The organism is Actinophytocola sp. (assembly GCF_036555685.1).
Taxonomy (GTDB): Bacteria; Actinomycetota; Actinomycetes; order Mycobacteriales; family Pseudonocardiaceae; genus Actinophytocola.
Window position 1 is genome coordinate 14,288 of sequence record NZ_DATBKY010000111.1, and the last position, 24,269, is coordinate 38,556.

Genomic DNA, 24,269 nt, shown 5'->3' on the forward strand with positions numbered 1-24,269 from the left:
TTCCGGGAAGGCGGGTTGGTGGCAGGCACGCTGGCCGAGGTCCGCGACGTCGGAGGCATCTGGTCGGCCGGCGGCACGAGCTCGACCTCGTGCTGTGGCGCTCGCACGTGAGCTCGCGGCGGCGGGTCGTGGGCGCGTGTTCCGGATCCGCGCGCACCGGGACGTGGCGCCCGCGCTGAGCGAGCTGGTCACGGGCCGGTGAGCACCCGCGGCTCGACGTTCCAGCCGTCCAACCGGACCCGGCGGCGTCCGGGCGGGACGCCGTCCCACGTGGCACGCAGCGTTCGCGTCTCGCCGGGGAGCAGGTCGATCGCGTTGTCGCTCCAGCGGAGCCGGCCCGGGTCGGCGGCCGGGCGGTCGTCGAGCAGCCGGACGTACGGGGCGACCGGGCCGGCCTCGTGTCGCAGGTAGACGGTCCACTCCGGACCGTCGGTGCGCGCCTCGGCCGCCACGCGGGCCGGTGTCAGCGTCGTCAGCTCGGCGAAGTCCGCGCCGGCCGTGAGCAAGTAGCGGTTGGTCCACGGACCGGCCGCGAGGTCCAGCACGAACACCCGCCCGGCGAGATCGCCTGCCGCACAACGGATCTCGCCGACCGCGCGCGGCGCACCGGGCGCGCATGTCCACCGCTCACGAGCCAGCTCCCGGCCGTCGAGCAGGACGACGCGGGCGGTGACGCCGGCGGGCGACTCGGTGGCCGGCTCGGTGGCCGGCTCCGCCCACGCCCACACCACTGCCACGAGGTCGCCGCGGATCCGGGGCGCGGGCAGCTCGGCGCAGACGTGCCCGGGCCGGTACGCCCGGCGCACGTAGTGGTACGCCGCCTTCGGCTCGCCGAAGTAGTCGACCGCCGCCGTGCACCAGCCGTTCGGGAAGGACTCGTTGAACTGCCACGGCAGCACCCCGCAGCTCGCCGGCCGCCGCCTGCTCGCCTCGACCGCGTAGCGCAGCCCGTCGGCCTGGAGGAACTGGCTCGCGCGGGACAGCCCCTCGAGGTCGTCGACGCCGAACGCCGCGCGCACCAGCGGCTCGTTGTTCCACCACCGGCCCAGGTGGTCCCACACCGGGTTGCCCTTGGTCGGCAGCACCTGGTCCGCCACGGGCACCACCGAGGCGATCGCCCGCAGGTTCGTCATGCCCTCCACGCCGAACTCGCTCTGCAGCAGCGCACGCCCGGAGTCGTACAGGCGGTAGTGGTCGTCGAGGCCCTGGTGCTCCCACGGCCCGTGCACGTCGTGCTGTTCGGCGCCCGCCGCGACGTCGTCGAGCGTGTTGCCGAACACCGGCCCCGACGGCGAGGTCGGCAGCCACTGCCGGCCGGGATCGAGGCGTGCCACCACCTCGTGCAGCGCGGCGAGCACCGGTGAGTCGCCGTCGGTCAGCGGCACGCCGTCGGCTCGCTGCAGCTCGTTGCCGCCGCACCAGATCGCGAGGCTCGGGTGGTTGCGCCGCGCCGGCACGATCCGCTCCGCCTCGGCGGCCATCCGCGCCACGAACGCCGGCGCCGAGCTGGGCACGCTGCGCATGCCCGAGCTCGACTGCGCGAACTCCTGCCACACGAGGATGCCGAGCTCGTCGCACAGGTCGTAGAACGCCGTGGACTCGACGAGCCCGCCGCCCCACACCCGCAGCATGTTGACCCCGGCGTCGCGCGCGAGCGTGAGCAGGTGCCGCAGCCGATCCGCGCCGACCGCGCCGTACAGCGCGTCCGCCGGTACCCAGTTCCAGCCCTGCACGACCCGGGGCCGCCCGCCGACGGTCAGCCGGTAGGGCAGCGACCCCGCGGGCGCGCCCGCGTCCCGGGTGAACCGGACGTCGCGGATCCCCACGCGCACGCGATGCTCGTCGCTGACCCGTCCGAGCGCGTCGCGCAGCGTGGTGTGCAGTGTGTACAGATGCGGTGAACCGGAACCGTTGGGGCACCAGGGTTTCGGGTCGCGCACCTCGACCACGACCTCCGTCGCGGGCCCGCGTGCCGACGCGGCCACCGTGCCGTCCGCGTCGAGCAGCGTGCACGCCAGGGTCGCCCCGGCCACGTCACCGTCCGCGCCACCGTCCGCGCCACCGTCCACTGTCACCGACACCGTGACCCGGCCCGACGGGCCGGTGCGCGCCCACACGTCCGCGAGGCGCAGCGGGCCCGTGGTGCGCAGGCGGACCGGGCCCCAGAGGCCCTGGTGCACCAGCCGCGGGCAGAAGTCCCACCCGTAGCCCATCCGGCTCTTGTGGACAGTCACCGCCGCCGTGTAGCCGACCTGCGGCTCGCTCACCGGCGCCGGGTCGACCACCACCGACAGGCTGTGCTCGCCCCGCCCGAGCCGCCCGCTCACCTCGACCACGAGCGGCACGAACATCCCCTCGTGGCGCGCGATCCGCTCGCCGTCCAGGTACACCGAGGCGGCGTGGTCGATGCCGTCGAACTCGAGGAAGGAGCGCTCGCCACCCGCCGGCGCCACCAGCCGGGTCCGGTGGACCCACGTCCGCTGCGGCACCCACTCGCTGAGCAGGCTCTGCCGCCCGACGTACGGATCGGGTACCCGGCCGGCCCGGACCAGGTCCGCGAGCACCGAGCCGGGCACGCGCGCGGGCACCCACTCCGCGCCGTCGTCGCGGCGGGCGTGCAGCTGCGCGCGGTGCAGCTGCCAGTCGTCCCCGAGGAACCCGCGCAGCTCCCAACCTTGGTCCACACTGGACACCGCGCACACTGCGGTCATGTCCGCGGTCATGTCCCGCCCCCCGACCGGTCACCGTTCTGGCTGCTCCTCGGAAGGATGCCACGAGCCGAGCTCCTCCGGGCGGTGCAGGGCCGTCGCGATCGCGGGCAGGACGAGGACGGTGAGCACGCCGGCGCCGACGAGCGCCGCGGCGTTCTCGGACAGCATCGTGCCGTTGCGCAGCCCGATCTCGGCCAGCGCGACCAGGAGCGGCAGCGTCGTCGCGGTGATCAGCACGGCCTCCGTGCGCTCGCGCAGGCTCAGCACACGGCGGTAGACCAGCAGGGCGGGCACGCCGCGGATGAGGAGCATGAGCGCGAAGAACAGCAGCACCCGAAGCGGCGCCTCCGCGATCGAGTGGATGTTCAGGCCCATGCCGGAGTAGACGAAGAAGACCGGCACGAAGAAGCCGTAGCCGACCGCGTCCAGCTTGAACTCGAGCGTCGGTGCCGAGGCGCCCTCCCAGCGGCGGAGCACCATGCCGGCGAGGAACGCGCCGAGGACGGCGTCGAGGTGGAACTCGTTCGTCACGGCGATCAGCAGGATCAGCAGCAGCACGGTGGCCCGCAGGATGATCTGCGACGTCTCGTGGTGGCCGTGCTCGATGACGTCGGCCAGCCGCCGGCTGCGGCGCACGAACTGCGGGGTGAAGCTCAGCACGACCGCCAGCACCGCGACGGTGCCGAGCGACGCGAGCGCGACGAACCGGTTCTGCGTGCCCAGGAAGATCGCGATCGCGATGATCGGGAACAGCTCACCGACGGCGCCGGCCGCGAGCAGGCACCGCCCGAGCCGCCCGCTGAGCATGTCGCGTTCGCGCAGTACCGGCAGCAGCGTGCCGAGCGCGGTCGTGGTCATCCCGAGCGCGACCGGCACGTAGGCGCGCACCAGCCCGCTCAGCGCGAGGACCCCGATCACGCCGAGCGCGAGCACCACCGAGATCAGCCACCCGACGATCGCGCGCTTGCCCGCGTCCTGCCAGAACAGCCGCAGGTCCACCTCGTAGCCCGCGAGCAGGAACACGAACCCGAGCCCGACCTCCGCCAGCAGCCGCACGTCGCCCGGCGACCCGAGGCCGAGCACCTGCGGCCCGATGAGCACGCCGCCCGCCAGCAGGACCACCACCTGCGGCACCCGGAAGCGAGCCGGGAGCAGGCCGAGCAGTATCGGCGCCAGCAACGACACGACCGAGACAGCCAGCAACGAGTTGATCCCGATCTCACCGTCCACGTGAATCCTTCGGCCGCGGCGCCGGTGGCGCACCTCACACTATTCGTCGCAGTCGGGCTGACATGCGTAAACGCCGACTTTCCGGGTCCGGCCTTTGCGGCATTCCCGGCATCTCGCCGCAACACCACCGGCCCGCCGGATTTACATAGGCGTTGAATGGACGTGCACGTTGCGTGACGGCATGCGCACGAGTCGGGAGGGCAGATGTGCGGCATCACGGGCTGGGTCGCGTTCCGGCGCGACCTGCGCGCGGAGCGCGAGACCGTGGACGCGATGACGGCGACGATGACCTGCCGCGGGCCGGACGACGTCGGCACGTTCTCCGCCGAGCACGCGGCGCTCGGTCACCGGCGGCTCGCCATCATCGACCTGCCGGGCGGGCGGCAGCCGATGAGCGTGCCGACGCCGGACGGGCCGGTCGCCATCGTCTACTCCGGTGAGACCTACAACTTCGCCGAGCTGCGCGCGGAGCTCGCCGGCCGCGGGCACGCGTTCACCACCGAGTCGGACACCGAGGTGGTGCTGCACGCCTACCTCGAGTGGGGCACCGCGCTCGCGGAACGTCTCAACGGCATGTACGCGTTCGCGATCTGGGACGGCCGCGCCGAGCGGCTCGTCATGGTCCGCGACCGCATGGGCATCAAGCCCTTCTACTTCACCGAGACCGCCGACGGCGTGCTGTTCGGCAGCGAGCCGAAGGCGATCCTGGCGAACCCGGCCGTAGAGCCCACCGTCACGCTCGACGGGTTCCGCGAGCTGTTCGCGTTCGTCAAGACGCCCGGGCACGCCGTCTGGGACGGCATGCGCGAGGTGGAGCCGGGCACCGTCGTCACCGTCGACCGGTCGGGGCCGCGGACCACCCGCTACTGGACGCTCGAGACCCGCGAGCACACCGACGACCAGGACACGACCGTCGCGCGCGTGCGCGAGCTGCTCGAGGACATCGTGCGCCGCCAGCTCGTCGCCGACGTGCCGCGGTGCACGCTGCTCTCCGGCGGCCTCGACTCCTCCGCGATGACCGCGATCGCCGCCCGGCAGCTCGGCGCGGTCGGCGAGACCGTGCGCAGCTTCGCGGTCGACTTCGTGGGCCAGACCGAGAACTTCGTGGCCGACGAGTTCCGCCCCACGCCCGACGCCCCGTTCGTGCACGACGTCGCTTCGAAGTCGCGCACGGACCACCGCGACATCGTGCTGAACGCGGACGAGCTCGCCGACCCGGCCGTGCGCGAGGCCGTGATCCGGGCCCGCGACCTGCCGGCCGGGCTCGGCGACCTGGACGCGTCGCTGTACCTGCTGTTCAAGGCCATCCGCGGGCAGTCGACGGTGGCGTTGTCCGGGGAGTCGGCCGACGAGGTGTTCGGCGGGTACCGGCAGTTCTTCGATCCCGAGGCGCGGCGGGCGGACACGTTCCCCTGGCTGGTCCAGTTCCAGCGCCACGCGGGCGAGGAGGACGGCTTTTTCACGCCGGGCTTCGCCGCGTCACTCGACCTCGAGCGCTACGTGCGCGACGCGTACGCCACGTCGGTCGCGCACATCCAGCGGCTCGACGGTGAGTCCGACCTCGAGTGGCGCATGCGCCGGATCTGCTTTTTGCACCTGACCCACTTCGTGCGGATCCTGCTCGACCGCAAGGACCGCATGTCGATGGCGGTCGGGCTCGAGGTGCGGGTGCCGTTCTGCGACCACCGGCTCGTCGAGTACGTGTACAACACGCCGTGGTCGTTCAAGAACTACGACGGCCGCGAGAAGTCCCTGCTGCGCGGCGCGACCCGGGACGTGCTGCCCCAGTCGGTGGCCGACCGGGTCAAGTCGCCGTATCCGTCCACACAGGACGCGAACTACGTCGTGGCCCTCCAGCGGCAGGCGCGCGAGTACCTGGCCGAACCCGCTCACCCGGTGTTCGACCTGATCCGCCGCGACTGGCTCGCCCGGACCGTCGAGGTCGAGTCGCTGGACATGCGGGCGCGGTTCGGCCTGGAGCGCGTGCTGAACCTGGCGGTGTGGCTGGACATGTACTCGCCGGTACTGAAGCTGTCCTGACGCCGCTGTTCTGACGCCGCCGTCCTGGCCTGTCGTCCTGGGCCCCGGCTCAGCCGGCCTTCCGGACCTCCTCGGCGGCCTCGGCCGGCTCCTTCGCGGGCTCGTCCGTGCCGGCGATCTCGATGCCGATCTCCCGGGCGAGCTCGTCGAAGATGGGTGTGGTCGTGACACCGCGGTCGGACATGGTTCCTCCCCAAATCCCCATCGGCGCGGACGCTCCCACACGCCGCGCACCCCACGACACTACTGTGCCTGGCCCGCGAATTGTCCGACATCGGTACGGCGTCAACTTTCTGTCGTGTTCTCGTGAGTCGAAAATGCGCACGTTTCGTGCCGTGACCAGGCAATGTTGCGATTCAGTCGAGTGCCCGTCGCATGGTCCGGGCGGCCGTAGAATCCGGTGATGCCGGGTTCCCGGAGCGACAGTCCAGCCGACAGCGCGGAGCTGCGGCTGCTCGGGTTGCTCGCGGTAGCCGATCGCGGGTGTGAGCTGCAGGAGCGGTCCGAGGCCGTGCTCCGCCGCTGCGCCACCGCGGACCCGCCCGGACCCGCGCTCGCCCGCGAGGGCGGCTACCTCGCCGGCGAGTACCACCGGCTGCACGGCTGGGCCGCCGACGCCGACCACCTCCCCGACGGGGACTCCCTGCGCGAGCTGCTCGCCCTGCTGCTCATGCAGCACTGCCAGCTGCTGCACTACGCCCTGCGGCTCGCCTTCCCGAAGACGGCGCACCGCGCGGCCGTGCGCCGGGCCATCGCGCCCTCGCTGGGCGAGCCGGCCGACCGGCTGCGCGCGACCCGCGACGAGCTGGCCCGCCGGGCCGGCCGGTAGCAGTGGCCGCTCACGTCTTGGCGGCGCGTTCGCCGGGCCGGCGGACGGCCGCGACGGCCGGGCCGGCGAGCAACACCACGGCGAGCGCGGCGAACCCGTAGGGCAGGCTCGCGGCCGTGGCGACGGCGGCCACCAGCAACGGGCCGCCCGCGTCGCCGAGCTCGCGGCCCACCTCGGCCGCGCCCATGGTCTGGCCGAGGCGTTCGGGCGGCGTCGACGACGCCAGCGCCGCGAAGCCCAGCGGCGTGATCAGGCCGGTACCCGCCCCGACCAGGACCGCGGCGGCCAGTATCCCGGCCAGGCCGGGCAGCATCGCGCACCCCAGGCCGGCCGCGGTGACCGCCAGGCCGCCGACGAGCCCGGCACGGGTACCGATGCGGCCGGCGTCGCGGGCGCGGCCGGCGAGCGGCTGCGCGACCGCGGCCGTCGCCGCCAGGACCGACACCGCCGCGCCGGTGGCGATCGTGCCGAGGCCGGCCGCGGCGCCGCGGACCGGCAGGAACCCGACACCCACCGACAGCGCGGCGGTCGCCCCGGCGAGCGCCGCGGTCGGCTGCCAGAACTCCGGCGCGGCGAGCCGCTTCGCCAGGTCCAGCACGCTCTGCCGGGCCCGGGGCAGCGGCGGCACGCGCGGCACCGCGAGCGCGGCCCAGACCACGACCACCACCGCGACACCGGCCAGCACCGCGAACAGCAGCGCCAGCCCGCCCGCCCACACCAGCACACCGCCGAGCAGCGGGCCGAGCGTGTAGCCGACGCTCTTGTAGAAGCCGTACCCACCGAACACCCGCCCGTGCCGCCCGGCCGGGTTCAGCCGGGCCAGCAGCGCGGACGCGGCCGGCGAGAACGCGGACGCCGCCATGCCCTGGCCCAGCCGCGCCGCCCAGAGCCAGCCGGGCGCGTCGCCGACCGCGTACAGGGCCGACGCGGCGGCGAACGCGACGAGCCCGCCGAGCAGCACCGGCCGCGCGCCGATCCGGTCGGCGAGTGCGCCGAAGACCGGCTTGAGCACGACCTCCGCGCCGTCGTACAGCGCGAGCAGGCCACCGAGGACGAGCAGCGAGGTGACCGCGTCGGCGCTGCCCGCACCCAGACTCGCGGCGACCCCGTGCGCCGCGAAAGCGGTGGTGAACCCGGCCGCGTAGAGCGGCCACCCGGCCCGGCGACGGGCCGCGTCGGAGGTCCCGTCGAAGGTCCCGGCGGAGGTCCCGTCGAAGGTCACGGCGCAACGGTAGTCACGGTTTCGCGAACGGGCGGATTGGGCAGACCATGCCCCGATGGCATCGACGTATCGCGTCCTCTCCGAACGGGTCACCGACCTGGGCCGGCGCGGCCGCACCACCGGGCTGCGGATGGCCAAGACCACCCTCGCGGCGATGCTGTCCTACGCGGTCGCCGACTGGATCGGGACCAGCAACGCGCCCGTGCTCGCGCCGCTGACCGCCCTGCTGGTCATCCAGGTGACCATGTACGACACCGTCCGCGAGAGCCTGCAGCGCGTCGCGAGCGTCGTCGCCGGGGTGCTCGTCGCGGTCGCGGTGGCCGCCGTCGTCGGGCTCACCTGGTGGAGCCTCGGCGCGGTCGTCGGCGTCTCCCTCCTGACCGGCACGCTGCTGCGGCTGGGCCCGCAGCTGCTGGAGATGCCGATCTCCGCGATGCTGATCCTCGCGGTCGGCGGCGACCAGGACGTGGCCGACAGCCGCATCTACGAGACGCTGGTCGGCGCCGCGGTCGGGGTACTGGTCAACTTCGTCGTCGCGCCGCCGCTGTACCTGCAGCCGGCCGGGGACGCGGTGCGCGACCTCGCCGCGCGGATGGCGAGCCTCAGCCGGAACGTGGCCGCAGCGCTGCTCGAGGGGCCGTGGTCGCGCGCCGACGCCGACCGCTGGCTCAACGAGGCCCGGGCGCTGAACGACGACGTCGCCCGCGCCGACCGGGTCGTCGCCCGGGCCGAGGCCAGCGCCCGGCTCAACCCGCGCGCCGCGCCGATCAAGCGCCAGCAGCCGCGCCTGCGCACGGCGCTGACCGGCCTCGAACGCTGCCAGCTGTCGCTGCGCGAGGTCACCCGCGCGCTGCTCGATCGCACCTACTTCGTCCCGGAGGAGGAGCTGACCGCCGCCTACAGCGAGGAGGTCCGCGCCGCGCTCGCCGGCTTTCTCGAGGCCACCGCCGACGCGACCGACACGGTCGGCGAGCTGGCCGGGGCGACGCCGGTGGCCGGCGAGCGGGAGCGAGTCGGTGACCACCTTGCCGAGCTCGAACGACGCCGCGACCGGCTCGCCGCCCTGCTCATGGTCGACCCGCACGCCGACCCGGGCGCCTGGCAGCAGCACGGCGCGCTGCTGACGGCGGTCGACCGGCTTCGCGTGGAGATCGAGTCGGCGGCGCGCCACTCCGACGAGACCTGGCGGCCGACGCCGATCACCGAGCGGCAGCGGCGCGCCGTGAAGCGCCTGGTGGAGCAGCGCCGCACCCGGCGAGCGTGGCCGCCGCGGCTGCGGCGGGCGCGCCGTCGCTGAGTCGTGTCGCATGATGGCGCGGCCGCCCGGATAGGGTGGATCCGTGGTCGGGGACAGAGACACGGAGATCCGTCGGCAGGTGCTCGACGCGGTCACCGACAACGCGCTGACGGAGCTGGAGCTCGAGAAGCTCCTCGACGTCCTGCTGCGCCGTGTCCGCGACCTCTTCGGCGTCGACACCGTGACCGTGCTGCTCCTCGACGACGCCCGCGAGCGCCTGGTGGCCACCGCCGCCGCCGGCTTGGAGGAGGAGGTCTACCAGGGCGTCCGGGTCCCCGTCGGCTCCGGGTTCGCCGGCCGGGTCGCCGCCCGTCGCGAGCCGCTGGTGATCGAGCAGGTCGGGCCGTCGACGGTGGTCAACCCGCTGCTGTGGGAGCGTGGCCTGCAGGTGCTGCTCGGCGTGCCCATGGTGGTCGGCGGACAGGTCATCGGTGTGCTGCACATCGGCAGCACGGTCCCGCGCCGGTTCACCGACTCCGACATCGGCTCGCTGCAGCTCGTGGCCGACCGCCTGGCGCTGGCCGCGAACGCGTACCGCTCCCGTTCCGAGCGGGCGGCCGCGACGATGCTGCAGGCGAGCCTGCTGCCGGCGCACCTGCCGACGGTGCCCGGCTGGGAGCTCGCCGCCCGCTACGTGTCCGGCACGGACAGCGGGGTGGGCGGCGACTGGTACGACGTCTTCCCGCTGCCCGACGGCCGGCTCGGGGTGGTCATCGGCGACGTCGTCGGCAGCGGGCTCGCCGCGGCGGTCGTGATGGGCCGGCTGCGCAGCGCGCTTCGTGCCTACGCGCTGGAGTTGGACGACCCGGCCGAGGTGCTCGGCCGGCTCGACCGCAAGGCCAGCCACTTCGAGCACAACACGATGGCCACCGTGGGCTACGCGATGATCGACACCGACCTGCAGCACCTGCGCCTCGCGCTGGCCGGCCACCTGCCGCCCGTCCTCGCCGTCCCGGGTCGCCCCGCCGTCTACGTCGACGTGCCGGTCGGCCCGCCGGTCGGGCAGTGGCTCGCGATCGAGGGCAGGCGAAGCGGCCGGATCGAGGTGCCGCCGGGCGCGCTCGTCGCCCTGTTCACCGACGGCCTGGTCGAGCGCCGCGGCGAGGACCTCGACGAACGGCTCGACCGGCTGCTCGCCACGGTCGCGCCCGAACCGCCGGAGGTGGCGTGCGCACGGATCATGTCGGCGATGGTCGGCACCCGGGCGGCGACCGACGACATCGCGCTGCTCGCCGCCCGTCACCAGCCGGAGAACTGATCTCTCAGCAGCGGTCGATGCCGCCCTCGCCGCAGTCGATCTCGGCCCAGACGGTCTTGCCCACGTGGTGGAAGTCGACGTCCCACGCGTGCGCGAGCCGGTCCACGAGGACCAGGCCGCGGCCGCGGTTGTCGCCGAAACGGGACCGGCCGGGCGTCAGGTTCTCGTCCGAGCCGTCGACGATCTCGACCCGGACGCGGCAGGGGCCGTCCAGGTGGTGCACGCCGATGCGCAGCGGGGAGCGGGCGTGCTCGTAGGCGTTGGTGACGAGCTCGTTGGCCACGAGCAGCACGACCGACAGGTGGTCCTCGCCGAGGCGGGCCAGCTCCGCGGACAGCCAGGTGCGCACGTCGGCGAGTGGTGGCGGTTGAGCGGGCAGCAAACCCAGTTCGGAAGGTCGCCTCTCCTGGTCGAGACCGGCCGTCATCGAGGTCCCCTTCCGCAACGCCCTGTCTGCTCAAGGCTGGTGCCCGGTCGGCTACCCAATGTGCCCGCGATCGAAACGGGCCGGACGCGAATGTGGCGCGGAACGCGTCAGGCGGTCACGGGCCTGGCGGCGGACGGAGCCGCCGGCTCGCTGCCGAGCTGCTCGGTCGGCACCCGGTAGGTCTCCCGTCCGGACGCCACGGCCAGCACGTTCACGAGGCAGAACACCGCGGTGAGGACCGCGACCGGCACCCAGCTCGTGCCGTCCTCGCCGTCGAGCGCGGCGGCGATCGTGGGGGAGAAGCCGGCGATCGCGAAGCCGATCTGCGTGCCGATCGCCATCCCCGACAGCCGCACCTGGGTCGAGAACATCTCGCCGTAGAAGGCCGGCCAGATGCCGTTGGTCGCGCTGTAGACGACGCCGAACATGACGATCCCGACCACGAAGATCAGCACGTAGTTGCCGGCCGCGATCGCGCCGAGGTAGCCGAACATCAGCACCGCGCAGCCGAGCGAGCCGGTGATGAACACCGGCTTGCGACCGACGCGGTCGGCGAGCGTGGCGCACAGCGGCAGCGCGGCGAGCGCGACGACGTTCGCCAGGACCCCCACCCACAGCATCGGCGTGCGGTCCAGCCCGACCGTGTTCACCGCGAAGCTCAGCGCGTAGACGGTGAAGATCGTGCTGACCGTCGCGATCAACGACGCGCAGATGACCCGCAGCACCGCGCGCCAGTGGTCCCGGAACAGCTCGACGACCGGCAGCCGGGCGAGGCCCGCGGTCGCGGCCTGCCGTGCGAACACGGGTGTCTCGTCGAGCCGCCGCCGGATCACGTAGCCGACGACCACGACGATCGCGCTGGCCCAGAACGGGATCCGCCAGCCCCACGACAGCAGCGCGTCCTCGGGCAGGGCCGCGACGGGCAGGAACGCGGCGGTGCCGAGGATCTGGCCGGCCTGGGTGCCGCTCAGCGTGTAGCTCGTGTAGTACGCGCGGCGGTTCGGCGGCGCGTGCTCCAGGCTCATGGAGTTCGCGCCCGCCTGCTCGCCGGACGCGGACAGGCCCTGCAGCAGCCGGAGCACGACGAGCAGCACCGGGGCGAGCACGCCGGCCTGCGCGTAGGTGGGCAGGCAGCCGACGAGGAACGTCGCGATCCCCATCAGCACCACCGTGAAGACCAGGACCTTCTTGCGCCCGAACCGGTCGCCGACATGGCCCAGGAAGAACGCCCCGATCGGGCGCGCCGCGTAGCCGACGCCGTACGTGGCGACCGCGAGCAGCGTGCCGGTCGCGGGGTCGGAGTCGGGGAAGAAGACCTTGTTGAAGACGAGCGCGGCGGCGGTGCCGTAGATGAAGAAGTCGTAGTACTCCAGCGCGCTGCCGATCCACGCGGCGACCGCGGCCTGCCGTGGCTTTCCGTGGACGGTGGGGGACTCGGCCGGTTCGGTGCTCACGGTGGCTCCTCTCGTCGTACGGCGTCGCGGACCGGGAGGCGTACGAACGAACTGGATAGTTAATACGAGGGTCGGCACCGGGTTGTCAAGAGGGCGGGTGGCGGCTCGCCCGGGTCAGCCGGCGGTCAGGTAGTCCACCACCAGGTCGCCGAGCAGCTGGCGGTGGTGGCCGCGGCGGGCGGGATCGAGCATGTCCCGCTTGAAGATGGCGTTGAACGTGTGCCGGTTCGCGATGCGGAAGACGCAGTAGGAGCTGATCACCATGTGGACGTCGAGCGGGTCCACCCCGTCGCGGAACACGCCGGCCTCCCGGCCGCGGTCGAGGATGCGGGCCAGCACGTCCAGCGCCGGGTTCGCGAGTCCGGATAGGACGGTCGAGCGGGAGATGTGCTCGGCGCGGTGGATGTTCTCGATGCTGACGAGCCGGATGAAGTCCGGGTGCGACTCGTGGTGGTCGAAGGTCAGCTCGGCCAGCTGCCGGATCGCCTCGACGGGGTCGAGGTGCTCGACGTCCAGACCCCGTTCGATGGCGCGGATTCCCGCGTAGGCGTGCTCCAGCACCTCGACGTAGAGCTGCTCCTTGTTGCCGAAGTAGTAGTAGATCATCCGCTTGGTGGTGCTCATCTTCGCGGCGATCTCGTCCACCCGGGCACCCGTGTAGCCGTTGTCGGCGAACTCGCGCGTGGCCACCTCGATGATCTCTGCGCGGGTGCGCTCGGCGTCGCGGGTCCGGTCGGGCTGTGCCACTCCGCAAATGTAGCGCGGCGCTTACTAACTATCTGGTACGTTAATTCGCGTGGACAGCTTTCTCGTCGGCCTCGTCGGGACGGGCATCGGTCCGTCGCTGAGTCCCGCCCTGCACGAGCGCGAGGCCGGCCGGCTGGGTCTGCGCTACCTCTACCGCCGGCTCGACCTCGACGAGCTCGGACTGCCCGCGGAACGCGTCGGCGAGGTCCTCGCCGCGGCCCGCCTCGCCGGCTACGACGGGCTCAACGTGACCCACCCGTGCAAGCAGCTCGTCCTCGCCCACCTCGACGACGTCCACCCCACGGCCGCGGCGCTCGGCGCGGTCAACACCGTGGTGTTCGCCGGCGACCGCGCGATCGGCCACAACACCGACACGACCGGGTTCGCGCGGGCGGTCGAGGTGGGATTGCCCGGCGTCCCGCTCGACCGCGTCGTCCTGCTCGGTGCCGGCGGCGCGGGCGCGGCGTGCGCGCACGCGCTGCTCTCCCTTGGCGCACAACGGGTCGACGTGTTCGACCGCAAGCCGGAGGTGGCCGCCGCGCTCGCCGACCGGCTCGGCGCGGACCGGGTGGTCGCGATCCGGGACCTCGACGACGCGCTGGCCGCCGCCGACGGGCTCGTCCACGCGACCCCGACCGGCATGGACGCCCAGCCCGGCCTGCCGCTGCCCGCCGCGGCGCTGGACCGGCGGCTGTGGGTGGCCGACATCGTCTACCGCCCGCTCAACACGCCGCTCGTGGCGGCGGCCCGCGCGCGGGGCTGCCGGGTGCTCGACGGCGGGCGGATGGCGGTCTTCCAGGCCGCCGACTCGTTCCGCCTGTTCACCGGCCACACGCCGGACGCGGACCGGATGCTCGCGCACTTCGCCACGCTGGAGGCGCCGTGCCCGGCCCCGTGAGCCCGCGGCTCGGCATCGCGACCGTCTGCCTGTCCGGGACGCTCGACGACAAGCTCGCCGCGGTCGCCGCGGCCGGGTTCGACGGCGTGGAGATCTTCGAGAACGACCTCGTGGTCTCGCCGTGGTCGCCGGAGCAGGTCCGCGGGCGCTGCGCCGGGCTCGGCCTCACGATCGACCTGTACCAGCCGTTCCGGGACTTCGAGGCGGTCCCGCCGGACGTGCTCGCGGCGAACCTGCGGCGCGCGGAGCACAAGTTCGACGTGATGGAGCGGCTCGGCGCGGACACGATGCTGGTGTGCTCGTCGGTCTCGCCGGACGCCGTGGACGACGACGACCTCGCCGCGGAGCAGCTGCACACGCTCGCCGAACGGGCCGCGCGGCGGGGGATGCGGATCGCCTACGAAGCCCTTGCGTGGGGCCGGTTCGTGGACACCTTCGACCACTCGTGGCGCATCGTGCGGCGGGCCGGCCACGCGGCGCTCGGGTTGTGCCTGGACAGCTTCCACATCCTCTCCCGCGACAGCGACCCCGCCACGATCCGGGTCATCCCCGGCGAGAAGCTCTTCTTCGTGCAGCTGGCGGACGCGCCGCGGTTGCGCATGGACGTCCTGCAATGGAGCCGCCACCACCGGCTCTTCCCGAGCCAGGGCGCGTTCGACCTGCCGGCGTTCGTCGGGCACGTGCTGTCCACCGGGTACGCCGGCCCGCTGTCGCTCGAGGTCTTCAACGACGTGTTCCGCCAGGCGGATCCGTACCGCACGGCCGTGGACGCGATGCGCTCGCTCGTCGTGCTGCGCGAGCGCACGGCCGCGAGCGGCCCGCCGGCGGTGCGGGAGCGGGTGCGGGTGCGCGACCTGCCGCCGGCCCCGCCGCTGTCGGGCTTTGCGTCCACAGTGGTCGCGGCGCCGGAGCCGGCCGAGGTCGCGAACACGTTGCGGGCCATGGGTTTCCGCGCCCGGGACGCCGGGACGGACGCAAAGCTGTGGACGCAGGGCGCCGCGTCGGTGCTGGTGCGCGCGACGGACGAGGACACGGCCCGCGTCGCGGCGTTCCAAGTGGACAGTGCGGACCCGGCCGTCGCGCGCGGGCGGGCCGAGCGGCTGCTCGCCCGGTCCCGGCCGGACGGCACGGTCGCGGCTCCCGACGGGACGGCCATCGCCTTCACCGTGGGGCATGAGGAAGGCGAACCCGGCCTGCTGACCGGCATCGACCACCTCTCGCTCGCCGCCCCGTACGACGACGTGGACCAGACCGCGCTGTTCTACCGCAGCGTGCTCGGCCTCGAGCCGGAGCCGGACGTCGAGTTCGCGGCGCCGTTCGGGCTCGTCCGTGGACTGTCCGCGAGCGACCCGGACAAGCGCGTTCGCATTGCGCACAACGTGGCCATGCTGCGCCGCGGCGAGTGGGCGCCGGCGGTCCCCGACCCGCAGCACATCGCTTTCACGACGGTGGATGCGATCGCGACCGCCGGTTGCATGCGGGACAACGGTGTGCCCCTGCTGGACATCCCCGACAACTACTACGATGACCTCGACGCCCGGCTCGCGCCGTCCCGGCTCGACGAGCTGCGCGTGGGCTCGGTCCTGTACGACCGGGACGAGCACGGTGAGTACCTGCACTTCTACACCGCGATCCTCGGTGGCCGGGTGTTTTTCGAGGTGGTGCAACGGATCGCTGGCTACACCGGCTACGGTGTGCTCAACTCGCCGGTGCGCATGGCCGCACATCGCCGGCTGCGTGTCGAACAGCCGTCCCGTCTCTGACCGTCCGGGCGCAACCCCTCTCGTCGCGCGCAGTGACGATGGTGATCCACAACGTGGTCTGCATCACCATGTAGGCGGTACCACTTTCCTGTCTGTCACTGGCAAAGTGGAAAGGTCGCACATCAGTCCGGAGATCGTGTTGGTCATTGACGAAATTGGGGCGTCGAATTGCATACGGGGATAGTCTCGGACGGCTATTTCATGACCAAACTCCACCATCGACTCCGTGACGAGGTCCGCACCTTCGCCGAATCAGAGATTGCACCCCGGGTACCAGCCATGGAGAAGTCCCGGTCGGTGGAGGTCGAGCTCGCGCGGATGATCGCAGCGCAAGGATGGATCGGTATCACCGTCGACCCCGAGTACGGCGGGATGGGTCTCGGTCACCTGGCGAAGACGATCGTCATCGAGGAGATTTCCCGGGTCAGCGGCGCGATGGGCGCCATGGTCCAGGCCTCGCAGCTCGGTACGGCAAAGATCCTGCACTATGGCACTGAACAGCAGAAATGCCGCTGGCTGCCGGCCGTCAGCGACGGCCGTTGCCTGCCCACCATCGCCGTCACCGAACGGGAGACGGGCGGTCATGTCCTCGGCATGACCTCCACCGCGACCCGCGACGGTGACCACTACGTGCTCAACGGACGCAAGGTATTCGTCGGCAACAGCCACATCGGTGACCTGCACGGGGTAGTGGCCCGCACCGGGCTCGGCTCCACGGGCCTTTCCGCGTTCCTGGTGGAGTCGAACACGTCCGGGCTCGCGCTCGCCGAGCACGAACCGTCTATGGGGCTGGCCGGCTTCAGTTTCGGCGAGCTCATTTTCGACAATTGCCGTGTCCCAGCCGAAAATCTCCTCGGCATTGAGGGGCACGGGCTCGAGGTCGCCTACTCGTCGAGCGTCCTCTACGGCCGGCCCAACCTCGCCGCGGTGTCGCTCGGCCTGCACCAGGCGATCGTCGAGGAGACTGTCGAGTTCGCACAACGGCGGGTGCGCAACGGCCGGCCGCTGAGCGAGATGCCCACCATCACGCAGAAGCTGGGCCAGTTGCAGTCGGACCTGATGACCGCGCGCATCAACCTCTACCACGCCGTGCACATGCTCGACGAGGGTTTGCCCTGCGACGCGGAGCTCATGAACGCGAAGCTGGTCAATGTGGAGCTGTCGCTCAACGCGGCGCGCACCGCGATGGAGGTGCACGCCGCGCACGGGCTGTCCGCGGGCCGCAAGCTCGAGCGCCTGTTGCGCGATGCGCACCACATCTACGCACCGGCCGGCACTTCCGACATCCAGCGCCTCCGGCTCGCCGAGGTCGCGCTGGGCGACACGAAGCGCCAGTGGTCGGACCGACTGTCCGAACGGCTCAGATCGAGCAGCGCGGCGCTGCGGGCGACCTCGGCCGCGGGCGCGGGCGGCTACCGCCGGCGCTGAATCATGTCGACGAGCTCGGCGGCCATCGACTTGATTGTCTCCAGCCCCGGCCTGCCCCAGTCGCTCGTGTGGTCGGCCACCGCGCAGATCGTGCCGAGCGCGACGCCGGTGCTGTCGATCAGCGGCGCTCCGATGTAAGACCGGATGCCGATCTCGTCCACCACGGGGTTGCCGCTGAAGCGCGGGTACGCGCAGACGTCGTCGAGCACCAAAGCCTTGCGCCGCACCACGACGTACGGACACCAGCCGTGGTCGCGTGCCATGACGCGGCTGACCGAAGCGTTCGAGGACGACTGTGCCGCCTCGAGCACGCCCTGGTTGGTGCTGTTCCCCGCGTAGAGACCGGCGAAGTACTGCTGGTCCTCGCCGATGAAGTTGACCATCGCCAGCGGGGTGCGGGCCCAGCTCGCCAGGCGGGCGGCGAACTCGTCGAACTCCCGGACCGGACGGTTGCCCAGCCCGAGCTGCTGCAGGCGCGCCATGCGCTGGTGGACCTCCGGGTCCAGCGGCGCGGTGAGCAGTCGTCGGTCGGTGTGCTCGTCAATCATCGGTTGCTCCGGATCGGTTGTGCGTGGTCACCGTTCGCGGAGCGGGCCCGCGTGGTGGCGAGGACGTGTTCCACGAGTTCGATGAGCGCGGCGCACGAGGTGTGCTTGTCCCGCGCGTCGCAGCGCACCAGTGGAATCTCGGGTTTGAGGTCGAGCGCGGTCCGCACCTCGTCGGTGTCGTACCGGATGGCACCGTCGAACTCGTTGAGCGCCACCAGGAAACGGATGCCGCGCCGTTCGAAGAACTCGACCGCGGCGAAGCAGTCCGCGAGCCGGCGGGTGTCGGCCAGCACCACCGCTCCCAGCGCGCCGCGGGACAGCTCGTCCCACATGAACCAGAACCGGTCCTGGCCCGGGGTGCCGAAGAGGTACAGCATCAGGTTGGGGCCGGGAAAGGTGATGCGGCCGAAGTCCATCGCGACGGTCGTCGTGGTCTTGCCCTCGACACCGCTCACGCTGTCGGAGTCGACGCTCGCGGTCGTCAGCGCGGCCTCGGTGGTGAGCGGTTCGATCTCGCTCACCGAGCCCACGAACGTGGTCTTCCCGACGCCGAAGCCGCCCGCGACGAGGATCTTTATCTGGCGCGGGAAGTCGGCGTCAGAGATTTCGGAGACCAACAAGCAATGCCTCCAGGATTTCCGGGTTGTTGGTGTAGGAGTCGTGCGCGGGCGGCTTGGTGATCACCGCGCCCGCGTCGATGAGGTCGGAGAGCAGGACCTTGGCGACGTTCGCCGGCTGGTGCAGGTGCGCGGCCACCTCGGCGACGGCGATGGGCACGCGGCACAGCCGAAGCGCCTGCGCGTGCTCGTAGCCGAGGCGGTCGAGCGAGATCCGGCTGCGGCCGGTCGCCTTCACCAGCGACATGAGGTCGAGCGTGGTGCTCGGCTGGGTCCGCCCGTAGGTCGCGGTGTAGGGGCGGACCCACATGTCGTGGCTCGCGGGGCTGTCCTGTTCGGTCCTGGGTTCGGCCGGGTGGTCGGTCCGTTGCTCGGGTTGGTCGCCGGTCATGCTCACCGGGAACCGTTGCCGACGGTCGAGCTCTGCTGGCGGCTCGGCGTGGCGAGGAAGGCCGGAACCTGGTGGCACAGCTTGGTCATCTCGAAGCTGAGCACGCGGGCGTCGACCTCCCGGCTGGCCACCACCGCGAGCAGGCTGCCGAGGCTGGCCGACGTGACGAACAGGATGGTGTGGTCGAGCTCCGTGGCGACCTGGCGCACGCCGTCGGTCTCACCCTTGCCGAAGTTCTTCCCCACCTGCTGCGCGAGCGACAGCATCCCGCACGACAGCGCGGCGAGCGTGTCCGCGCCTTCCGGCGAAAGGCCGTGCGAGTACTTGGCGATCCCGTCGACCGACAACAGCACGGCGCTCTGCGCACCGGGCACCGCCTCCACGAGACGGCGGAGTAGCCAGGTCAGATCGTCGGCCATGAGCCTTTGTCTCCTTCGGTGTTGCGCTCGTCCGCACGTTGCTGCTGCTCGTCCTGGTCGGCTGCCGACCCGCTCGCCTCCTCCTGCTGCGCGATCTCCTGCTGTCCCGCGACGCGGCCGAGCTGGAGGTCCGCCAGGAGGTTCGGGCTGTGCCCGGGGATCGGGCGGGTCAGCACGGGTGCCTGGCGAAGCTCCGGGCGCAGGTGCGAGGGCTGCGTCCGGCGCTGCGGCAGGGCCGGACGTTCGCCGGCGGTGGGCGCCGGCTGGTCGGGGAGCGGACCCTGCCCCCCGGCCGCGGTCGTCGTGGTAGCCGTCGTGGTGGGCGTGGACGTGGTCGCCGCGCCCGCGGCGCCAGCCTTGTGTCCCGCACGCATCGCGGCGTACGCCGTGCCCCGCTCGCGGCTCGGCGGCGCCTCCTCGGGCTGCTGCGGGGTGAACGAGGAGCTCGCGGGCTGGGCGGCCGCGACCGGCTGGGCCGCCTGCGTCTGCGCGACCGGTTGTGCCGCCGGTACGGCGACCGGCTGCGGCGCCGGTCGCGGTGCCGGTTGCGGTGCCGGTTGCGGTGCGGATTGCGGTGCGGGTGCCGCCGGCTGGGCTGCGGCCGGCGCCGCCTGCGCCACCGGCTGCGGCGGGCGTTGCGGTGCCGGCGGGGCGGCCGGGGCCAGCGACGGCTTCTCCGCCACGGCGGTCCGCGCGGGCTGGCTCTGCGCCGGCTCCTGCAGTGCGGCGGCGGGCCGGCGCGTGGCCGGGCCGTCGATCATCCGCGAGTCCAGCAGCTTGTGTGGCACGACGATCGACGCGTCGATGCCGCCGTAGATGTTCGGCTGCAGCTCGACGCCGACGTTGTGCCGCCGCGCGAGCTCCTTCACCACGGCGAGGCCGATACGGCCGTCCTTGAACAGCTCGCCGACGTCGAGGTGCGTGGCGCGGTCGAGCAGGTGGTTGATGCGCCGCAGGTCCTCGCTGTTCATGCCGATGCCGCGGTCCTGCACCTGGATCGCGAGGCCCGCGGTGACGTACTGGGCGCGGAAGGCGACCTTGGGCGCGTCGTCGGGGCTGAACGTCGTGGCGTTGTCGAGCAGCTCGGAGAGCAGGTGGATGATCTCGGCGACCACGTGGCCGTGGATACGGGCGTCACGGATGGGGATCGTGACGACCTGGCGGTAGCGCTGGATCTCCGCGACCGCCGAGCGCAGCACGGCGTTGACGTCGACCGGGTTGTCGGAGCGCCGCTCGAGGGTCTCCCCGCCGAGGACGGCGATGTTCTCCGCCTGGCGCCGCACGAGGGTGGCGAGGTGGTCGATGCCCCAGAGCATGTCGAGCAGGTCCGGATCCTCGAGCTCGTGCTCCATCTTGTCGATGCTGCGGATCAGCCGGTTGACCAGCGACTGCAGCCGGCGGGAGAGCTTGCCGAAGACGTCGCCCCACTGCTCGATGCCGTCGGCGGCGAACGTCGGCACGGCGATCGCGGCCGGTGGCGACAGCGGCGGCGGCGGGCGCTCGACCTTCACCGGTGGCGGCGACCACGGCTCGGGCTCCACATAGGTGGTCTCGCGTGGCGGCGGCGCGGGTGCCGGCATCGGCGCCGGCAGCGGTTGTTGTTGCAGGGCGCGGAAAACGAAGAACACGCGCAGCGCCGCGGCGATGCCGACCACGACCGTGCCGGCGGCGAGCCCGAAGGCGACGTTCGTCGTCGGGTACCACCCCGCCGCGATCGCGCCGAACCCGGCCGCGGCCAGTAACACGATCACGCACCCCGCGATGATCGCCGTGTTCACGAGCTGGTTTCTGAGCCTGCCGATCTGCTCGGCAGCGTCGTGCGCCGGTGCGATGGGGCCGTAGGGCAGTCGCAACCCGCGAGGCTCGGTAGAGGGCTCGGTGCGGGGCAAGTCAGACATCTGGTCCTTTCCGTACCAGCGGACCGGCGGGGAGTGACGCGTGCGAGCCGTGCGGCGTCGGCAGCTTCCCGCGGGACGAGGCGGTGGGCCCGGCGATGTTACCGCAACCACATTCACCCAATTAGGTGCTGTACGAGGCGGATTTCCGACGTGCGGGTATGGCGTTCGAAGAAATCCGGAGGCGGCCGTTTTCCGAGGTCGCGCGGCGCGGCTGCGGTGAGGTGAGCGGAACGTTCCGCTGGCATGCCCCGCGTGGCGTCCTTCCCGGTCCCGCACCGGGAAGGACGCCACGGGCTCGTCGGGCCGAGGCCCGCCCGTGGCGGCGGGGGGACCTAGATCCGGCGAGCCGGCGCCGAGGGGCGAATCCCGGCGCCGGTTCCTCCCGACATGCGCACGTGGATCGGTAGAGGTCCACGGCGCGCAACGGGTCGACCGCCGATCAATTCCGTTCGCCCTCGACAGGCAGCCGTGGCTGACCCGTCCGGCGCAACGCGCGTGCCCGAACGGAGCCCGCGTTTCACCGGCGTACGGCCGGGTAGCCGCGCCTTGAGCCCATCGAACCAACGAGCGGAGAGGTGTTGTCCCGATGGCCGACGAACTACATGGGCGCCGGGTGGCGATCCTGGCCACCGACGGGGTCGAGCAGGTCGAGTACGAGCAGCCGCGCGAGGCGGTCGAGCGGGCCGGCGCGCAGGCGACGCTGATCTCGACGCACGACGGCGAGATCCAGGCGATGAACCACGACACCGAGAAGGGCGACCGGTTCGCGGTCGAGGCGCAGGTGGCGGACGTGCACCCCGGCGACTACGACGCGCTGATCCTTCCGGGCGGCACGTGCAACCCGGACCGGCTGCGGATGAACACGAGTGCGGTGTCGTTCGTGCGGACGTTCGTGGAGTCCGGCAAGCCCGTCGCCGCCATCTGCCATGGCCCGTGGATGCTGGTCGAGGCCGACGTGGTGCGTGGCCGCACGCTGACGTCCTGGCCGAGCGTGCGCACGGACATCCGCAACGCCGGCGGCAACGTCGTGGACCAGGAGGTCGTCACCGACAACGGCCTGGTCACCAGCCGCAAACCCGACGACCTGCCGGCGTTCTGCGCCAAGGTCGTCGAGGAGTTCGCCGAGGGCCGCCACCCGGTCGCGCAACCGTCCAGCTGAGACAGCACGGCCGGCAGATCAGAGAACGAGCAGGCCGAGCAGGCCCAGCACCAGCAGGCACGCGCTGAACGCGGTCGCGGCGAGCCGGTGGCCCCGCCACCACCGCACGCGGCCGGCCAGCGCGGCCGGCAGGAGGTCGACGTCGAACGACTTCAGCGCGAGCTGGTAAACGGTCATCGACACGGTCCCGGTCGCCCCGAACAGAACGAGCGCGGCCGCGACCTCCCGGGCAACCTCTACATCCATGACACAGCCTGACTGCTTGTCAACCGGCACCTAAGGGGACCGGGACGCAACCCGGCCACCGGTACGCACCGAACCGGACGGCACCTGCCCACGGTCACCAAAAGTCTGAATTCCGGGGAGGCGGAACAGGGCGGAACTGCGCCCGGCCGCGGGACGGGCGCCGCGACTCGCCCCGCCCGCGACCGGGCCGACCGCTGCCGGACGGGAACCGGCGTCGGTCGAGGGAGGGTGCGGCGCGCGGTCATGAGCCGAACGTCCCCACGATGAGGAACGTGTTGAGCCCAATGATCAACGCCGCACAGGAGGCCGCGGTGGCGGTGGTCAGCGGCCTGTTCACGAACACGCCCATGAGGTCCTTGCGCCTGGTGAGCAGCAGCAACGGCACCAGGGCGAAGGGGATGCCGAAGGACAGCGTCACCTGGGAGATCACCAGCACCTGCGTCGCGGGCAGGCCCAGCGTGAGCACGAGCAGCGCGGGCAGCATCGTCACGCCGCGCCGCACGAGCAGCGGCACCCGGCGCTTGATGAACCCCTGCATGACGATCTGACCCGCGTAAGTGCCGACGCTCGACGACGACAGTCCGGACGCGAGCAACGCCGCCGCGAACGCCAGCGCCGCACCACCCCCGACCACCCGGCCGAGCTCGGAGTGCGCGAACTCGATCGGGTCGTGGTCGCCGAGGCCGGCCCCGCTGTTCCCGTCGTGCAGCAGCGACGCGGCGAGGACGAGGATCAGCAGGTTGGTCACGCCGGCCGCGCCGAGGGCCACCGCCACGTCGACCCGCTGCGAGCGCAGGAGCCGGCGCCGGGACGGCTCGTCGTGCCAGCGCGCGCGGTTCTTGGTCAGCGCCGAGTGCAGGTAGATCACGTGGGGCATGACGGTCGCGCCGATGATGCCGACCGCGAGCAGCACGCTGTCCGTGCCGGCGAAGCTCGGCACGAGGCCGGCCGCGATGCCGGCGCTGTCCGCGCCGACCCAGATGACGTTGTACGCGAAGCCCAGGAACACCACTCCGAACAGCCCGGCGATCGCGAGCTCGAAGCGCCGGTAGCCGCGCTGCTCCAGGGCGAGCAGGGCGAACGCGACCACGCCGGTGATCACGCCGGCCGCCGCCATCGGCACTCCGAACAGGAGGTTGAGCCCGATGGCGGCGCCGACGAACTCGGCGAGGTCGGTCGCCATGGCGACCAGCTCGGCCTGGATCCACAGCGCGACCGACACCGGCCGGGACATGTGCTCGCGGCACATCTCCGGCAGGTCGCGGCCGGTGGCGATGCCGAGCTTCGCCGACAGGTACTGCACCAGGATCGCCATGGCGTTCGCCATGACGATGACCCACACGAGCGTGTAGCCGAACTGGGCGCCCGCGGTGATGTTCGTGGCGAAGTTGCCCGGGTCGATGTACGCGACGCTCGCCACGACGGCGGGGCCGTACACCACCAGCCCCGTCCGGCGCGGCCTGGGCGCCGGACGCAGGAAGGTCACGTCACCAACCGGGTTGCGCTTCAGCACCGCCGCGACCTCCCCGCGTCCGTCCGTTGTCGTGTTGAGGGTTCAGGTCTCCCTCGTGGATCATCATGCGAAGGTCTTGTACCGATCACCGGAACCTCAGGGGGACCGTGACGGCACCCAGCCACAATCAACCGGATTGCCGCATCGTTCGCTGGGACGAGACCACCGCATGAA

At 72.2% G+C, this 24,269-nt stretch carries 22 protein-coding genes; 8 read left to right on the plus strand and 14 right to left on the minus strand.

Annotation, left to right across the window (positions count from 1 at the left end; translation table 11 throughout):
- Positions 1-188 precede the first annotated feature (188 nt).
- Positions 189-2,711 (minus strand): glycoside hydrolase family 2 protein, encoded by a 2,523-nt coding sequence (locus tag VH969_RS11715; RefSeq protein ID WP_331973724.1) that lies wholly within the window; start codon positions 2,709-2,711, stop codon positions 189-191.
- A 30-nt stretch (positions 2,712-2,741) separates the two neighbouring features.
- On the minus strand, positions 2,742-3,941 hold the full coding sequence (locus VH969_RS11720; RefSeq protein ID WP_331973725.1) for a cation:proton antiporter: 1,200 nt from the start codon (positions 3,939-3,941) through the stop codon (positions 2,742-2,744).
- A 204-nt stretch (positions 3,942-4,145) separates the two neighbouring features.
- On the opposite strand from VH969_RS11720, the gene asnB reads away from it, so the two are divergent.
- Complete coding sequence (asnB, locus tag VH969_RS11725) at positions 4,146-5,981, plus strand: asparagine synthase (glutamine-hydrolyzing) (RefSeq protein ID WP_331973726.1); 1,836 nt, start codon at positions 4,146-4,148, stop codon at positions 5,979-5,981.
- 49 nt (positions 5,982-6,030) lie between these two features.
- Here the strand turns inward: asnB and VH969_RS11730 are convergent, their stop codons facing one another.
- Entirely contained in the window at positions 6,031-6,165 is a 135-nt protein-coding gene (locus VH969_RS11730) for a hypothetical protein (RefSeq protein ID WP_331973727.1), read from the minus strand.
- 219 nt (positions 6,166-6,384) lie between these two features.
- Here VH969_RS11730 and VH969_RS11735 point away from each other — a divergent pair, with 219 nt between their 5' ends.
- Positions 6,385-6,810, plus strand: coding sequence for a hypothetical protein (locus VH969_RS11735; RefSeq protein ID WP_331973728.1), 426 nt, complete (start codon positions 6,385-6,387; stop codon positions 6,808-6,810).
- A 10-nt stretch (positions 6,811-6,820) separates the two neighbouring features.
- Here VH969_RS11735 and VH969_RS11740 read toward each other — a convergent pair whose 3' ends face one another.
- Positions 6,821-8,032, minus strand: coding sequence for an MFS transporter (locus VH969_RS11740; protein WP_331973729.1), 1,212 nt, complete (start codon positions 8,030-8,032; stop codon positions 6,821-6,823).
- Between the two features lie 55 nt (positions 8,033-8,087).
- On the opposite strand from VH969_RS11740, the gene VH969_RS11745 reads away from it, so the two are divergent.
- Both VH969_RS11745 and VH969_RS11750 read left to right on the plus strand, forming a co-directional pair.
- Positions 8,088-9,329, plus strand: a complete 1,242-nt coding sequence (locus tag VH969_RS11745) for an FUSC family protein (protein ID WP_331973730.1) — start codon at positions 8,088-8,090, stop codon at positions 9,327-9,329.
- 43 nt (positions 9,330-9,372) lie between these two features.
- On the plus strand, positions 9,373-10,587 hold the full coding sequence (locus VH969_RS11750; protein ID WP_331973731.1) for a PP2C family protein-serine/threonine phosphatase: 1,215 nt from the start codon (positions 9,373-9,375) through the stop codon (positions 10,585-10,587).
- 4 nt (positions 10,588-10,591) lie between these two features.
- Here VH969_RS11750 and VH969_RS11755 read toward each other — a convergent pair whose 3' ends face one another.
- The 3 genes from VH969_RS11755 to VH969_RS11765 all read right to left on the minus strand — a co-directional run bounded on the left by VH969_RS11755 (position 10,592) and on the right by VH969_RS11765 (position 13,215).
- On the minus strand, positions 10,592-11,014 hold the full coding sequence (locus VH969_RS11755; RefSeq protein WP_331973732.1) for an ATP-binding protein: 423 nt from the start codon (positions 11,012-11,014) through the stop codon (positions 10,592-10,594).
- Positions 11,015-11,121: 107 nt separating this feature from the next.
- Positions 11,122-12,468 carry an MFS transporter gene (locus VH969_RS11760; RefSeq protein WP_331973733.1) on the minus strand — a complete coding sequence of 449 codons (1,347 nt, stop codon included), beginning with the start codon at positions 12,466-12,468 and terminating at the stop codon, positions 11,122-11,124.
- Positions 12,469-12,582: 114 nt separating this feature from the next.
- Positions 12,583-13,215 carry a TetR/AcrR family transcriptional regulator gene (locus VH969_RS11765; RefSeq protein WP_414638482.1) on the minus strand — a complete coding sequence of 211 codons (633 nt, stop codon included), beginning with the start codon at positions 13,213-13,215 and terminating at the stop codon, positions 12,583-12,585.
- Positions 13,216-13,264: 49 nt separating this feature from the next.
- Here VH969_RS11765 and VH969_RS11770 point away from each other — a divergent pair, with 49 nt between their 5' ends.
- The 3 genes from VH969_RS11770 (at position 13,265) to VH969_RS11780 (ending at position 17,304) form a co-directional block, all read left to right on the plus strand.
- Positions 13,265-14,113, plus strand: a complete 849-nt coding sequence (locus VH969_RS11770) for a shikimate dehydrogenase (RefSeq protein ID WP_331973734.1) — start codon at positions 13,265-13,267, stop codon at positions 14,111-14,113.
- Positions 14,098-15,876: a sugar phosphate isomerase/epimerase and 4-hydroxyphenylpyruvate domain-containing protein gene (locus tag VH969_RS11775; protein ID WP_331973735.1), complete on the plus strand. Its 1,779-nt coding sequence runs from the start codon at positions 14,098-14,100 to the stop codon at positions 15,874-15,876. The genes VH969_RS11770 and VH969_RS11775 overlap by 16 nt, the downstream gene beginning before the upstream one ends.
- Positions 15,877-16,077: 201 nt before the next feature.
- Positions 16,078-17,304, plus strand: a complete 1,227-nt coding sequence (locus VH969_RS11780) for an acyl-CoA dehydrogenase family protein (RefSeq protein WP_331973736.1) — start codon at positions 16,078-16,080, stop codon at positions 17,302-17,304.
- Here the strand turns inward: VH969_RS11780 and VH969_RS11785 are convergent.
- Genes VH969_RS11785 through VH969_RS11805 form a run of 5 tightly spaced genes read right to left on the minus strand, consistent with a single transcriptional unit; the run spans position 17,289 to position 21,132 of the window.
- Positions 17,289-17,852, minus strand: a complete 564-nt coding sequence (locus VH969_RS11785) for a GAF domain-containing protein (protein WP_331973737.1) — start codon at positions 17,850-17,852, stop codon at positions 17,289-17,291. The genes VH969_RS11780 and VH969_RS11785 overlap by 16 nt on opposite strands.
- The gene (locus VH969_RS11790; RefSeq protein ID WP_414638483.1) at positions 17,849-18,472 is read right to left on the minus strand and encodes a GTP-binding protein; all 624 of its coding nucleotides are present in this window, start codon (positions 18,470-18,472) and stop codon (positions 17,849-17,851) included. Before VH969_RS11790 ends, VH969_RS11785 begins: the two co-directional genes overlap by 4 nt.
- The gene (locus tag VH969_RS11795; RefSeq protein ID WP_331973738.1) at positions 18,450-18,860 is read right to left on the minus strand and encodes a DUF742 domain-containing protein; all 411 of its coding nucleotides are present in this window, start codon (positions 18,858-18,860) and stop codon (positions 18,450-18,452) included. The genes VH969_RS11790 and VH969_RS11795 overlap by 23 nt, the downstream gene beginning before the upstream one ends.
- 2 nt (positions 18,861-18,862) lie before the next feature.
- A complete protein-coding gene (locus VH969_RS11800) occupies positions 18,863-19,279 on the minus strand; it encodes a roadblock/LC7 domain-containing protein (protein WP_331973739.1) in 417 nt (138 codons plus the stop codon).
- Positions 19,264-21,132, minus strand: coding sequence for a sensor histidine kinase (locus VH969_RS11805; RefSeq protein WP_331973740.1), 1,869 nt, complete (start codon positions 21,130-21,132; stop codon positions 19,264-19,266). Before VH969_RS11805 ends, VH969_RS11800 begins: the two co-directional genes overlap by 16 nt.
- Positions 21,133-21,763: 631 nt before the next feature.
- On the opposite strand from VH969_RS11805, the gene VH969_RS11810 reads away from it, so the two are divergent.
- Entirely contained in the window at positions 21,764-22,336 is a 573-nt protein-coding gene (locus VH969_RS11810) for a type 1 glutamine amidotransferase domain-containing protein (protein ID WP_331973741.1), read from the plus strand.
- An 18-nt stretch (positions 22,337-22,354) separates the two neighbouring features.
- On the opposite strand, the gene VH969_RS11815 is transcribed toward VH969_RS11810, so the two are convergent.
- Together VH969_RS11815 and VH969_RS11820 are read right to left on the minus strand one after the other, a co-directional pair.
- Positions 22,355-22,582 carry a hypothetical protein gene (locus tag VH969_RS11815; protein ID WP_331973742.1) on the minus strand — a complete coding sequence of 76 codons (228 nt, stop codon included), beginning with the start codon at positions 22,580-22,582 and terminating at the stop codon, positions 22,355-22,357.
- Positions 22,583-22,823: 241 nt separating this feature from the next.
- Positions 22,824-24,095: an Nramp family divalent metal transporter gene (locus VH969_RS11820; RefSeq protein ID WP_331973743.1), complete on the minus strand. Its 1,272-nt coding sequence runs from the start codon at positions 24,093-24,095 to the stop codon at positions 22,824-22,826.
- Positions 24,096-24,269 lie beyond the last annotated feature (174 nt).